The sequence below is a fragment of the Zooshikella harenae genome (genome assembly GCF_018837975.1).
Lineage (GTDB): Bacteria > Pseudomonadota > Gammaproteobacteria > Pseudomonadales > Zooshikellaceae > Zooshikella > Zooshikella harenae.
The window spans coordinates 1-15897 of record NZ_JAGSOY010000020.1 but is presented as its reverse complement, the minus strand read 5'-3'; the positions used below and the strand labels follow the sequence as shown (position 1 = coordinate 15897).

5 protein-coding genes are annotated in these 15897 nt (G+C 42.1%); all 5 read left to right on the top strand.

All coding sequences use genetic code 11. The features are described 5' to 3' along the window. The first annotated feature begins 767 nt into the window (after positions 1-767). The 5 genes from KCG35_RS10335 (at position 768) to KCG35_RS10315 (ending at position 15705) form a co-directional block, all read left to right on the top strand. Complete coding sequence (locus KCG35_RS10335) at positions 768-6284, top strand: non-ribosomal peptide synthetase (RefSeq protein ID WP_215819618.1); 5517 nt, start codon at positions 768-770, stop codon at positions 6282-6284. A gap of 43 nt (positions 6285-6327) precedes the next feature. Then, positions 6328-9714 (top strand): non-ribosomal peptide synthetase, encoded by a 3387-nt coding sequence (locus KCG35_RS10330; protein ID WP_215819617.1) that lies wholly within the window; start codon positions 6328-6330, stop codon positions 9712-9714. After that, the gene (locus tag KCG35_RS10325; RefSeq protein ID WP_215819616.1) at positions 9711-14222 is read left to right on the top strand and encodes a non-ribosomal peptide synthetase; all 4512 of its coding nucleotides are present in this window, start codon (positions 9711-9713) and stop codon (positions 14220-14222) included. The genes KCG35_RS10330 and KCG35_RS10325 overlap by 4 nt, the downstream gene beginning before the upstream one ends. A 66-nt stretch (positions 14223-14288) precedes the next feature. Then, on the top strand, positions 14289-14492 hold the full coding sequence (locus tag KCG35_RS10320) for an MbtH family protein (RefSeq protein WP_215819615.1): 204 nt from the start codon (positions 14289-14291) through the stop codon (positions 14490-14492). A 118-nt stretch (positions 14493-14610) separates the two neighbouring features. Continuing rightward, positions 14611-15705, top strand: coding sequence for a methyltransferase (locus KCG35_RS10315; RefSeq protein WP_304956749.1), 1095 nt, complete (start codon positions 14611-14613; stop codon positions 15703-15705). Positions 15706-15897 lie beyond the last annotated feature (192 nt).

The window sequence follows — 15897 nt, the reverse complement described above, 5'->3', positions numbered from 1 at the left end:
GTATATACTTGATTTTACTATGTATCTTCAAAAACTTTGCGCTAGTGTTTAAAGCCAAAAGAAAAAATGTTCCGTTGTGTAACAGTAACATAGTCTCATGGTTTCGTATATTTTTTTGTGTTCACTTTATACGTGTAAAACTTAAGCATATGATGGTAGTGTATAGACATTAATTGCAATGAAAATAGATTCCACGCCCAGTTAAAGATATCCTTAGCTTTAGTTTGGTAATAATTTATTAGCACAATCCATATATTTAATAAGTGACTGTATAACCTTTAGTACGTTTAAAGTCAATACGACTAAAGTCTAATTCTTGGCTGAATATAATTTCTATAGACTGCAAGTATTGAATGCTGGGTGAAATGAATAATAATAAATAAGAACTTGTTAGTCGTATTTTGACGTTTAAATATTGTAATTTTAGCGAAGGTTAATAAATTAAGTTTGGTGCTGGATGTCAGTGTGGTATACGTGTTTTTTACTTATTTGGATGAGTGGATTTTAATTTTCCTGGAAAATAATTATAACTGAAGGGATTGACTTTGTACTGGTGAAGAGATTATTTTAGTTTTAATAAAATATATTAATGCCTGCCATATTGATTTGTATAAAAAATACTAAGACAGTAAATAGTTAGGATGTTGCTGTATGCTTGTTATCTAGAACATAAAACCTGCTCGTTGTCGTTTAGTGTTATATAGAAGTTTAGGATTATATAGAAAATAAAAAATGAATGAAGTGGATATCAAAAACCGGATGTTAAAATGAATTCACTGGTAGAAGTGCTTCGGAATCGAGCACATAATAACTCAACTGATGAAGCATATACGTTTATTGCTGATCAAGGTACATCAGATAAGCACATGAGCTATCAGATGTTGGATCAGTCAGCACTTTCTATTGCAGATGTTTTGCTCTCTGCAGGGTTAAAAGGTAAACGCATGCTATTGCTTTATTCACCCAGCAGTGAATATATTGAAGCATTTATAGGGTGTTTATATGCGAATGTGATAGCTGTCCCTGTTTATTCTACAAATGAAAGTAGACTCGATAAGCAATTAGAGCGTTTAAGTACAATTATTGAAGATTCTGAGGTTTCTGGGGTACTAACAACGTCAACATTAGGCGAACAAACTCGATTGCTTGTAGACAGTATTGTTTCAGCTAATAAGCTTAAGTGGGTAAATACTGATTTAATTGAAAGAGCAGCCAATAATAGCTTTAATTTGCCTGTTATATGTGGCAATGATATTGCCTTTCTACAATATACATCAGGCTCAACACAGTCACCTAAGGGGGTAGTGCTTACACATAACAATTTACTGCACAATCTATCCTGTATTTTCAACCATTTTGAAGTAGAAGCAAATACGCGTGTGGTAAGCTGGCTCCCCCCATATCATGATATGGGATTAATTGGTGCAATTTTAACGCCGCTCTTCGGTGGAGTGCCTGTGACACTAATGTCGCCTCGTTATTTTTTACAATCTCCACTTCGTTGGTTATCCATTATTTCACACTATACTAATGTTATTAGTGGCGGACCAAACTTTGCCTACGAGCTGTGCCTCAGGGCTCTTAAGCGCCGCAAACCTGACAACCCGTTGGACTTACGTGAATGGAAAATTGCTTTTTGTGGAGCTGAACCGATACGACCTGAAACGATATCTAGATTTTGTGATGCTTTTGCGCCATTTGGTTTTGACTCTCATGCTTTTTCTTCTTGTTATGGTTTGGCCGAAAATACTTTAATTGTTTGTGGGTCTGCGCGTGGTCGAGGCACAAGAATCTTATCTGTTGATAATCTGTCTTATCAGTCAAAAATTATCCAGCCTGTAGATCAAGGTGCTTTATCAAAATCGCTGGTCAGCTGTGGGCGTGTTGTTGCTGGGGTGCAGGTGGCGATAGTCGATCCAAATCAACATAAACGCTTATCAGAGCATATGATTGGTGAGATCTGGATTAAAGGGCAAAGTGTTGCAAAGGGCTATTGGCAGAATGATAAGAGCACAGAACTATTTAATGCACAACTGAACCATAAATTAGACTCAAAAACTGATTCGAAACAATCTGATATAGGTTGGTTACGTACGGGCGATTTAGGTTTTTTTGATCACAATGAGTTGTTTGTTACTGGCCGCTTAAAAGACTTGTTGGTGATTCGTGGTAAGAATTTTTATCCGCAGGATATTGAGTATGTTGTTGAAAATAGTCATCCGGCATTACGTCCAGCTTCAACAGCTGTATTTACAGTCGATAGTGATTTAGGTGAGCAGTTGGTTGTGGTGCAGGAATTGGCCAGAAAATTTCAAGGTCAACATTATGCACAACAACGTACAGATGTTGTGATGTCAATTCGCACTGCAGTTGCTGAAAAATTTGACTTGAGCATTCATCGATTGGTACTCATTCAAGCAGGCACGATTCCAAAAACTTCTAGTGGGAAAATACGTAGAAGTGCGTCTAAACAGCGCTTTTTGGATAATAAGTTGGTGACAGTGGTGAGTGAGAGCCAACCAGAAAAAATAATGAATAATGAGAGGATCAATGCTGAAAGAGCCATTAATAATGCACTTTCAATAGAGTTGGGGGGGAATTATTCAATTTTATTAGGCAATGTTGCTAAACACTGTGGTATTAATATATCTTCAATTAAGCCGACAATGACATTATTCAATTTGGGGTTTGACTCGGTGTCGTTGCTTTGGCTACAGCATGGTTTGGAGGAAGATTTTCAGTGTGAAATTCCGTTGCCGTTGCTACTTAAAAAACAATCACTTAAGGCGTTGTGTTTAGAAATAGATAGCTTATTGTCTAATAAATTAATTGAAAAAAATGATGCCAATAAGGTTGATCAAGCTATTGTTCCCAATCATCATTTGTCGAATTTTTCGCTTTTCCAACCAACAGAAATGCAACGTTCATTTTGGTTTTTACATCAATTGGAACCAGAATCAACAGCTTATATTGTTGCTCGTGCCGTAAAAATAAAAGGTGCAATCAGTAAACAGGCATTACAACAAACTTTAAATGACTTATTGAGTGCACATACTGCACTTCGCAGCCGCTATGTCGTGGAGAATAATGAGCCTTTCTTTTCACACTTATGGCCAGCACAAGTTGATGTAATTAATGTTGATATTACGGGCTTGCCTGAAAAAAAAGTTCAGGCAATGGTTGCACAGAAAGCATATGAGCCTTTTGACTTAGAAAATGATTATTTAATAAGACCAGTACTGTTTTCTCGGTCAACGCAAGATGCTATTTTTTTATTGGCTTGTCATCATAGTATTATTGACTTTTGGTCGATGGCTTTATTTCTTCGTGACTTTTGTCAACAGTATAATCATTACAGCTCTACTAATACTCCGCTTGATGAGACTAAGTGTACGCTTTCTCTAAAAGGGAGTGATTTTTCAATATTTAGTCAACATTCCCACCAGTATTTTTTTCAAGAGCAGGACTGGCCATATTGGCAAACACAGTTGAAGGGAGAGTTGCCAAAACTTCGGTTGCCTGATTTTCAAGAGTCTACCTTGCCATCAAATAATGCACCTTTTCCGGCTAGAACAAGTGCAATGCGTTACAAATTTGAAGTGAACGCAGTACTTCATCAACGTTTAAATGATTATGCTGATCAGCAGGGTATAACACCTTATGTTGTATTGTTAACGGTATACAGTGTGTTACTACACCGTTATTCAGGTGATCACGAATTTATAATCGGCTCACCTGTTGTCAATCGCACTTTTCCAGGGGCCGCTGAAATAGTGGGCTGTTGTGTAAACACACTGCCATTAAGAATAAAAATAGATACTTCTTTTTCTACCACTGAATTAATGCGGAGTGTACAGTCAGTGGTGACAGGGGGACTCAAACACCAAGCTTTTCCTTTACCTAAAATGATAGAACGGCTTGCGATACAGCGTGACGGTGCTCATACCCCTTTATTTCAAACGCTATTTAATTATTTAAATAATTCCTCTTTACCTTCATTGTCAGCGTTGGCGATGGAGGAGTCTACAGCTGATAGTACACTGCTGCTCGGATCCGCAGAACTGACAGCTTATCCTTTACCACCTGCTGATCCTCAGTTTTTACTCAGCCTGACGGTGGCAGCAAAACCGGGTTCTCAAACCAAACAGTCTGATAACGCATTAGCACAAGCAGCTAATGGGTTATGGTGTGCCTTTGACTATGATCAGAGTCAACTTTCAACCTCAACAGTGCAACGCTATGCAGAACAATTTGTTGACTTACTCAGGGTCTGGCTTGATCACACGGGTGGTTTGGAAGATTTACCCAGGATGTCAACAGCTGCTTATTCTGAGTATGAATACCAGCGCTTGACGGAATGGAATAATACTAAAACCGTTGATGTTTTGGCTGAACATAATCTGCCAGCTTTATTTCAACGGCAGGTTAAAAAAACGTCTGACCGTATCGCATTAACGGTGGGACAAACACAGTTTACTTACATGCAGTTAAGCCGCCATGCTAATCAGGTTGCTGAATATTTACTGGCACTTGGTTTATCAGCAGAGAGTAAAGTTGGATTATTTACGGCTCGAGATCAGCACTTAATTTTCGCTTTATTAGGGGTGCTACAAGCAGGGTTGGTTTATGTGCCTGTTGATCCAAGCTACCCTGCATCACGTATATCGTACATTTTAGAGGCCGGTGAGGTTGATGTCGTACTCACATCTGCGAAGCTATTGCCCCAATTACCGGATGTTACATGCCCCGTGTTTGAAATCGAGGCGCTAACCTCTTCAAGCTTAGTGCCCGAATGTCCCACTACTCAAATTAAACCTGACCAGTTGTGTTATGTGTTGTTTACCTCTGGTTCAACGGGTCAGCCAAAGGGTGTCAGCATCAATCACCACAATGCAGCAAACTTGGTGCGTTGGGCAGGGCAAGAGTTTACAGAGGAGACACTGTCTGGTGTTCTAGCGTCAACTTCAGTGTGTTTTGATCTATCCATTTTCGAAATATTTGTACCGTTATGCCATGGGGGAAGGGTCATTCTGGTCGACAATGCCTTACAACTTCCTTCATTACCATCAAGCTTAAACGTTACTCTGATAAATACCGTACCCTCAGCCATTGCCAGCCTGTTGAGCCAACAAGCTATTCCACCGTCAGTAAAAGTCATTAATTTAGCTGGAGAACCACTACGTGCCTCTCTGGTGCGTAGGCTTTACCAGGAAACAGACGTCGCTCAGGTGATTAACCTTTATGGTCCTTCAGAAACTACCACCTATTCAGCCATGGCCAAACTCTCAGTGCAGGTCTGTGAGCCTGTAGCGATCGGCTTGCCAATTGCCAATACCACCCTTTATGTGTTGGATGAGTCATTAAACGAAGTGCCTGTAGGTATGGTGGGAGAGTTGTATATTGGCGGCTTAGGAGTGGCTCGAGGCTACTATGGACAACCAGGAGTGACGGCAGAACGCTTCATTCCTGACCCATTTCAATCTGAGTCTATAGGTAGTCGTTTATACCGGACAGGTGATTTGGTTCGTCGAGGTGATGATGGCTTGTTACGCTACATTGGACGCACTGACCATCAGGTGAAACTCAGAGGCTATCGCATAGAGCTTGGTGAAATTGAGTCGTTGCTTGGTCAGCACCCTAGTGTTAGCAATGCTGTAGTACTAGTGAGTGAGGGTAATGATGACCAACGTTACCTAGTGGCTTTTGTGGTTAATGCCACTCATCCAAATCAGCCTTTGGAGCAGGAAGATCAACGGTTGAGAGCGTTTCGTGCTTACCTTGGGCGTTATTTACCTGAATACATGATACCCACTCAGTTTTTAGTCGTAGATGAATTGCCACTCACGCCTAACGGTAAAGTAGATCGCCAGCAGTTGGTACAACAAATACCACTTCTTACTGATCACATGGTATCTCATAGAGACAAATCTGATTATCTGCCACCCACAACCCCGTTAGAGCAGAAGCTTCATGCTATTTGGCAAGCGCTTCTAAGTGGCCAGTCAGGAATATCTTCTGGTTTTTCCCAAGCAGCTTCTCAAGAGCACTCTTTAAGAATAGGCGTGCATGATGACTTCTTTCTTTTGGGGGGAAACTCATTGTTGGCTGTCAAGCTAGCCAGTCGAGTGCATGAGCAGTTGGGCATAAAGTTGAGTGTACAGGAACTGTTTTCGGCCCCCACTATTGCTCAACAGGCTAGGCTGCTTACCCGTACTAAACAGCAAGGGCAGCAAATAACAACATCGATAAAGGCCCAGCCGCGAGTCACTTACTCAAAACAGTGAAGCTGGGAATACGTATCAGTTGGTAAGGGAGTAACAAGGAATTATGGTAGACCAGCAAAGGACAACGCATCCTCCACAACAGGTAGCGTCAACGGAATTAGCAGAATGCTATGTTTTTCCTGCGTCGAGTGGTCAACAGCGGCTGTGGTTTTTAGGCACTCTGGATCCAGAGTGGTTAAATGCCTATCTCATGTTAGTAAAGCTGAGTATAGAAGGACCACTGAATCAGGTCATTTTACAGCGTGCATTGAATGAAATAGTGAAACGGCATGAAAGCCTGCGTACGCACCTGACAATCCTTGATGAGCAGCTTGTGCAAGTCATTGATCCTAACGGTACGGTTACAATATCTGTTTTGGATTGGCGCTTATTTGATGACAGTGAACAGCAACAACGTCAGGCTTACTTGGTTAGTGAGCTAAATCAAAATGCCTCACTAGAACAAAATCAGCAGTTGGTTCGCTTGGTGCTCGTTCGTCAAAGAGAGGAGCTAGCAACGTTGTATATCAGTGTTCATCATGCACTTGCGGATGGACAGTCTATGGAGCAGTTGGTGTCAGAGCTACTGGCCGCTTACCAGGCGATACTGCTTGACCAACCCTTGCCGTTACCTACATTGCCTTTGCAATTTGCTGACTATGTGAGTTGGCAGCAGACATGGTTGCAAACTCCTGAGGCCAAAGCGCAAGAGGATTACTGGATACGCTTACTGGACGGTGCCTCTCCTTACCTTGACTTACCAACAGATCAGCCTCGACCATTAATACGTTCTTGTGCAGGACGAACCTCCACCTTTACCATTCCTGAATCATTGCAAGCCCAGATTACTGCCTTTAATGCAAAGCATGGTTTTTCCAATTACATGACCCTGCTAGCAGCCTATATTATTTTGCTTCATCGCTTTTCGGGTCAGGATGACTTTTTAGTCGGTGTGCCAGTGGCCAATCGCGTCCAAGATGAGTTAAACCATGTTATTGGTTTTTTTGCTAATACCTTAGTGGTTCGTGCCTTACTGCAAGATGATTTATCAGTACTGGAGTTGCTCAATGCAATAAGGCAACAAACACTGATGGCAATGGATCATCAGCAGCTACCCTTTGATGCTTTGGTCAATGCGCTGCAGCCTGAGCGTAGTCTGAGTTATAACCCTGTTTTTCAGACAATGTTTGGATTATTTGCAGGAGCACCTGCGGCGTTTAGCTGCCATGACTTACAGATTAAACAGCAACCTGTTGCTTATCAGACATCAAAGTTTGACTTGTCACTATTTATGTTTGAGCAAGGCGAGCACTGGTCAGGCCTGATTGAATACAGTACTCAGCTATTTAGTGAAGACACGATTAGGCAATTTATTAATGTTTATAGTGCTGCTTTATACAGTCTTACAACAACGCCTTTATGTGCTGTAGCTGAGTTGCCTCTGGTATCAAACACTAAGGAGGCGCTGTCGTTTCTGGAAAGTGGCTCTCAACAAGAGCAATCAAATGAGGCTATCAGTTGTTTTTGGCCTGTGATAGCACAACAGAAAACTCTCCATCCCGATAAGGTGGCTCTGGTCTCAGGAAGTATATCGCTCACTTATAAGCAACTGGTTGATCAGGTGGAGCAATGGGCAGCTTGGTTTGATGCTCAGGGAGTGAGAGCTGGTCAGCGAGTTGCCATTTGCTTGCCTAGAACACCTACAATGGTTATTGCATTATTGGCTGTTTATAAGCTGGGTGCTGCTTATGTACCTATTGATCCAGACTATCCTTCAGCACGAGTAACGTTGACACTGGTTGATGCTGCACCACATTGGTTACTGGTTACATCTCAAGATTATGAGTCGCTGCAGGAAATTAATCTCAAGGTCAATAATATAGCCTTAGTGGATGCATACGATGATACTGGAGGCTCGCTTCCTACTCGGCTGGACACTGCGCCAAATATCTCACCCCAAACAGTAGATATTGATGAATTATCGACTTATTCAGATTCCACATCACTGGCTTATTTGCTGTATACCTCAGGCTCTACAGGTAAACCAAAAGGCGTCATGGTTACCCGTGAGGGGGTGAACAACTTTCTATCCTCATTTTATCGGCGCGCACTCGTCAAACCTGAAGACCGACTGCTAGCAGTAACGACGATCGCCTTTGATATCGCGGTTCTAGAGCTATTGTTACCTTTAATGAGTGGAGCACAGGTTGTACTAGTCGCAAGAGAGCAGGCCGGCGATGGCCAAGCACTCATTGATATTATTCAACAACATCATATTTCAGTGATGCAGGCCACACCTGCAACCTGGCAGCTGTTAGCGGATGCTGGTTGGCTCCCCCCTTCATCATTTACTGCACTTTGTGGGGGGGAAGCCTTAACCGATAAGTTAGCAAGTCAACTACTTAGTAACGGGGCTGAGGTGTGGAATCTATATGGGCCGACGGAAACAACCATTTGGTCGCTGTGCAAACAACTTCAACCCCAGCAAAAAGTGACCCTGGGTAAACCACTGGATAACACTACTTATCATGTACTGGATAATAGCCTGTTCCCGGTTGCACCAGGAATGTGTGGTGAATTATTTATAGGCGGACGGGGGCTTGCTCAAGGGTATTGGCAGCAGCCAGGCCTGACAGCACGCGCTTTTATTCCTAACCCATTTAACAGTGAATCAGGTGTCGTTACTGAGCAACGGTTATACCGCACAGGTGATCGAGTGCGGCGTCTGGCGAATGGTGAGCTTGAGTTTCTTGGACGAGTTGATGAACAGATTAAACTAAGAGGGTTCCGCATTGAGTTAGGAGAGATCAGGGCTATCTTGTTGGACCAGCCCTGGGTGGCAGAAGCGGTTGTTATGAGTAGTGGAGACAGTAATCATACAAAACGAATTGTTGCCTATATTGTGTGGTCAGCAACTGCGCAATTACTTAATCAAGACAATGAACTACTGCTACAGCTGTTATTTGTTGAACTACAGAAGAGGCTACCTGATTTTATGGTGCCTTCAGTCATCATCCCGCTGTCCTCGTTTCCTCTGACACCAAACGGCAAGATTGATAAACAGCAGCTCCCATCGCCTACAGAATTTTCTCAAACCTTTCAAACCAGTAAACGCTTACCTTCAACGGATACCCAAAGAGCATTGGCAGCAATCTGGCTTAGTTTGCTTAAGTGCCCGCAGGTATCTATTGATGACAACTTTTTTGTGGCTGGGGGGAACTCACTGTTAGCAGGCCAGATGATACAGGCCGTTCAGCAACGCTTTGACGTTGCTTTACCTATGCGTGAAGTTTTTCTGGAGCCGACTATTGCCCACCTCAGTCAGGCCATCGACCGATTAAAGCAGCAAGCAGCAGAAGCCACTGCCGTTGAAGACCCCTTTGCGCACTTAACAGAAGCTATGGTTGATAGTTTATTGAGTGACCCACTTCTTGCGGAGAATATGTCATGAGTTTGTTAGTGAGTTCTAAGGAGCAGGAGGCTGTTGCCCAGAAGCGCAAGGAGCTTCAGAAGATGCTTCAGTCTGGTAAAAGTAATCTTTCTGTTGAGCAGCTGCGCTTATGGACGCTTCTGCAGCTTGATAACTCCATGCCCATGCTGAATTTTTTTGCTTATCAATTAAAAGGAAATATTGACCTGGCAAGGCTTCAGCAAAGCTGGGCAGAGGTGGTCAGTCAACATGATGTACTGGGGTGTCATTTTAAGCCTTTTGCACATACGGCTCTGCGTATTCCCTGTCAGCAAAAAGATATCTCATTTAATGTTGAGACAAGACTGGGAGAGCATACAGTCAATGATATTTTGAAAGCGTGGTTGGACACTGCTGCTTCACAGTCTCACCATACCACAGGGGAAATCACCCAGGACCAACTCGCTGCATTAACATTGATCGAGTTAAGTGAAGGTCATTACCTGCTTTTACTTAAGCTATCACGCTTAGCTGGGGATTTAACGGCAGGTCAACTGATCATTAAAAAGCTGCTTGCTAATTACCAAGCATTAAATACAAGTTTGCCTCAGGCTTCGACTATAAAAATACAGGCAGAACCAAGTTCTTTTACTGAGTTTGCACTGTATGAGCGTAACTGGCTAAAGTCATCTGTAGCGAAAAAAGCCCTTAGTTTCTGGCAGTCTGCACTAGATGATGTTCCCCCGTTGAAACTACCAACAGATTTTCCACGACCTGCCATTAAAACTAACCATTGTGCCGCTGAGGTTGTTTGGTTAGAGGATAAAGTCTTGGACTGTCTTCAAAAGCAGTGTCAGAGCTTAACGGTTGACTTGCATGACATACTGCTGAGTACCGTTTTTTTACAGTTAAACCGCTATACAAATCAAACCAAATTTGCAATTGGTATTAAAGTCGATCGCCGGGAACAAGCGTTTCAACAGATTATTGGTCCTGTTGATAACTGGTTGCCCTTATGTACTGAGATTACTCAAGAGGTTCCTTTTTCAGCTTTTCTGAACTCGATTGTAGCTCAGTGCAGGGCGGTAAAGGCTCAGGGCTTTTTGCCTTTTGCCACACTGGTTGAACAGCTACAACCTGAGCGGGATCTGAGTAGAACACCTTTTTATCAGGTGATGTTTTTATTTGAAGATTTGCGTATAGACCAGCAAATGACTGCGAAAGGTGAACTGCAAGCAGAAGCTTTATCCTTACCGCAGCAAAATACGCATACGGATATGACGTTGACGGTCTCCCAAACTTCTGATGGTTTACAGTTAAGAGCTGATTACAACACTGACCTATTTAACGCTGAGACTATACAGCGACAACTTGCACATTGGGTTCAACTCATCTCCAGCATTGCTAAAGACCCTCAGCAAATGAGTTATTTGTTACCCTTCTTAACTCAGGCTGAGCACACTACATTGTTACAGAAGTGGAATGCCACTGAGCAACACTTCTTCCCCGATGCTGCATTACATCACCTTATTGAGCATCAGGCAGCGAATACCCCTACAGCACTGAGTGTGTTATGTGAGGGAGAAAAGCTGACTTATCAGGATTTAAATGAGCATGCCAATCAGCTGGCCAGTTATTTGTGTCAGGTATTAGCTAAACCGGAGGGGCTTGATGAAACGCGTATAGCCATTTGTCTGGAGCGCACTGTAGAAATGACAGTAGCGATGTTAGCGGTGTTGAAAGCAGGTGGGGTTTTTGTCCCGTTAGACCCTGCGTATCCGGAAGAACGACTATCGCATATGCTCTCAGATAGTGATGCTCAGTGTTTGTTAACAGCGCAAGGAGTATGGCAGACGCTGCAAAATAAAGTATCGCTAAAACCTTTGCTAGCAGGTCAGTCATTGCAAACGATTAAGATAGATCAGCAGTGGCCTGCAATTGCTGAGTGCTCTCGAGCTAATCTTCAGTTAACGATAAGGGCAGAGCATTTAGCCTATTTAATATATACGTCAGGTTCTACTGGCACACCTAAAGCGGTGATGGTCACACATCGAGGTGTTGTTAATAATTTGAGCTGGCGACAGTCTGTTTGGCCGCTCGCTGAGGGTGATCGGGTTTTACAGAATTTTTCATTTAGTTTTGATCCTGCTATCTGGGCTACATTTTTCCCGCTAATTGCAGGTGCTTGTACTGTTATTGCTCCAACCCGAATCAGTGCTGATCACTTGGCATTGATTGATTATATCCAGTCTTATGAAATTACATTGTTAGGTGGCGTGCCTTCGTTATTTTCATTATTGGCTGAGGAACCGAGTTTTGCGGCTTGCTCTCAGTTAAAGTATATATTGAGTGGTGGGGAAGCATTTCCACGCAAAGTCTTTAATAAGCTGGACAGTATGGTGCCAGCCAAAATCTTGAACTTGTATGGCCCTACAGAGACAACCATTGATGTAACCTGCTGTGAGCATCCTGAACCCACGCGGGATATTGTGCCATTAGGAAAACCTACGGCTAATGTTCAGGTTTATATTCTTGATGAATATTTTCAACCTGTGCCTGTAGGGGTTGCGGGGGAGATTTTTATTGGCGGTGCTGGCTTAGCTCGAGGCTACAATAAGCGACCAGGTATGACAGCACAGCGATTTTTGCCTGATCCTTTTTCAAAAATACCAGGTGCAAGAATCTACCGGACGGGTGATCGAGGCTGCTATTTAGTTGATGGCACAATTGAATACTTAGGTCGTGTTGATGATCAGGTTAAAGTCAGTGGTTACAGGATTGAGTTAGGGGAAGTCGAAGCAGCATTACGTTTACATCCCGCGGTTAACGATGCTGTGGTGGTAGTGCGCACAAGTGATTCAGGTATTGCGAGATTAGTCGCCTTTGTGGCCACGAAAGATATGGACTTAACAACCGAAGGCTTACAGCAATTTTTGGCTGATTTGTTACCTTCACACATGACCCCTTCAATAATTACACTGCTAGAACAGTTACCCCATACGCAAAATGGAAAGGTGGATAAAGCAGCGTTACCTGACACACAAATAGAACGTTCGGTGGCATTGGGTAAATTCATTGCCCCACGAACGGCATTAGAGCGAGTGATTGCGCAGGACTTTATCAGTGTACTCGGTCTTAATGAGATCAGTATTCATGATGATTTTTTTGCGTTGGGTGGCACTTCTATTATTTTGTCGCAATTGGCTGCACGTTTGTTAAAACGGTACGACATACCTGTTCCTATTCATCGATTTTTCAGTACACCCACAGTTGCGGGAGTGGTTGAGGTTATTGAATTTTATCAGCGTGAAGGGGTGCAGGCAGTTATTGCTGATCAACATGCCTCCCGCTTAATGCAGGATGCAACATTAGCGGACGATATTTCACCGAGTAATTTACCTGTTCGTGATTTTGAAAATCCGACAGCTGTATTATTAACCGGAGCAACGGGGTATTTGGGGGCATTTTTATTAGAACAACTTTTACTACGTACGCAGGCTGATATTTATTGCTTGGTAAGAGCTAAAAGTGAAAACCAGGCATTCACAAGAATTCGTCAGGTAATGGTGCAGTATCTCATTTGGGATGAACGTTACGAGCACCGTATTAAACCTTTGGTGGGTGATTTAGGTTTACCAAGACTTGGTCTCAATGAAGCTCAGTGGGAAACATTAGCTGAAACACTACAGGCTATTTACCACAATGGGGCTTTAGTTAATTTTGTTTACCCATACTCTGCGCTGCGTGCACCTAATGTGCAAGGTACACAGGAAGTGCTGCGCTTGGCATGTACTAAGCAGTTAAAGGCTGTACATTATGTCTCAACAATTGATGTACTTCTATCAACGCATAGTCCACGCCCATTTATTGAAAATAATGATCCTCTGCAAAATCCGGTATCAGTGCCTGAAGGTTATACTGGGAGTAAATGGGTTGCCGAAAAAGTGGTTGATATTGGTCGGCAACGTGGTATTCCAATTACTATTTTTAGACCCGGTTTGGTGATTAGCCATAGTGAAACTGGTGCAACTCAAACGAATGACTATTTATTGGTAGCTTTACGTGGATTTTTACCAATGAGTATTATTCCAGATTATCCTCGTATTTTTGATACAGTACCGGTTGACTATGTAGCTAAATCAATAGTGCATATATCCTTAAATAAAAATAATACGGATGGTTTTTATCATTTATTTAATCCGGCGCCCGTCTCCTTATTACGCTTTTGCGAATGGGTACGTTCATTTGGTTATACTTTTGATATTGTGCCATTTGAAGAAGGGCGAGAAAAAGCATTAACTGTCAGTGCTGACCATCCGCTATATTCATTGGTGCCTCTTATTCGTGATGCTGAGGCTAATCCACAAAAGGCGTTAGACCCCATGCATATGGATGAATTACAACCTGCACGTGAATGTCAAAGTACGATTAATGCATTAGCGGATAGTGATATTAATTGTCCTCCTATGAGCGAAAAGCTGGCTCATCAATGTTTACAGTATTTAGTCGATATTCAATTTCTTCCCACACCTGAAAAGGTAGTCTTGTGATGCTATGTGTTAGGTGTTGCATTGTTTAAAAGGTAATTAGTTGAAGAAACAGGGAGTTAAAAAAACATGTCTGGCTTTCTTTCAAATGATGATCGTGTTGAGTGTAAAGTTGTAGTGAATGAAGAGCTGCAGTACTCCATTTGGCCCAAAGAACAGCATTGTCCTCTAGGGTGGAAAGAGGAAGGATTTAAGGGTGTTCGTTCGGATTGCGTGGCTTATATTGATAAAGTTTGGGTTGATATGAGACCACGTTCTATTCGCACGGAATAAAAAAACTACTAAACCATAATTATTTTTTCGAAATAATAAAAACTGAAAAGGTTTACTATACCCGTTTAAAGGGCATAGAACTTTTGAGTAACGTGTAAATGAATAAGGAGATTAAACAATGGGTTTACAACAAAAAGACGTAATATCTACTGCTGAAAATGCCCACTCAATCGCTCATCAGCGTAAACCATTAACGATGGAAGATTTAACGCCTATTCTATTTGGAGCATCTGCATTTCAGTATTTGAATGCGGCATGTGATATAGGTTTATTAGATTTATTACACGAGAAACCCAATTTAAGCAAAGATGAGATTGCTAAAAAGTTGAATTTACAACCCCGTGCTATTGATATTCTATTATTGGGCACAAACTCACTGGGATTAACAGAAAAAAAAGAACAAGGATATGTTAATGCTGATGTCATTGAGCAACTGATTGCTGCTGGGCAGTGGCAAATATTTAAAGATGTCGTTGGTTTTGAGCAGCATGTGGTTTATGAGGGGCAGGTTGACTTCAGTGAGTCTTTAAAAACAAACAGTAATGTCGGTATCCGACGTATTCGTGGTTCGGGCAGAGATTTATACCACCGCTTGTCAGAGAATCCTCATATGGAGCAGGCATTTTATAATTATATGCACTCTTGGTCTGAGTTGAGTAACCCGCTTTTATGGCAACACGCAGATTTTAGTAATGTCAAGAAAGTAATCGATGTTGGCGGTGGGACTGGCGTGAATGCAATTGCATTGGCAAAAGCATTTCCTCATTTGGAAATTACAATCCTTGAAATTGCCGGAACAGTGCCTATCGCTAGACAACGTATTGCAAAAGCTGGTTTGGAAGATCGTATTCATGTTGTTCATTGCGATATGTTCCATGATCATTTTCCTCAGGGACATGATTGTGTTTTATTTTCTCATCAGTTAGTGATTTGGACACCTGAGCAAAATATTGAGCTACTGAAAAAAGCTCAGGATGTATTACCTGCTGGAGGCAAAGTTATCATCTTTAATTCTATCTCTAATGATAAAGGGGATGGTCCACTCATGGCAGCTTTAGATAGCGTTTATTTTGCGGCTATTCCTGCTGAAGGTGGAATGATTTACGCATGGCATCAGTATATGGAATGGTTAGATGCTGCCGGATTTAAAGATGCCAAAGCCATTGACTGTGAAGGCTGGACACCTCATGGCATTATTGAAGCAACTAAATAAACTGAGCGTAAAAATGAATACCAAAAGTTCAGCGTTAATTAATGGCTATTAAATAACTGATACTACTGTTTAATGCGTTTTGAAGGCAGAAAAGCCGTTAATACAAGAGATATTAACGGCTTTTCCTGTTACTTATTATTATATGTGTATGCTCCCATGGCATCACTATTTATGTTTATAGACAAAAGTTTA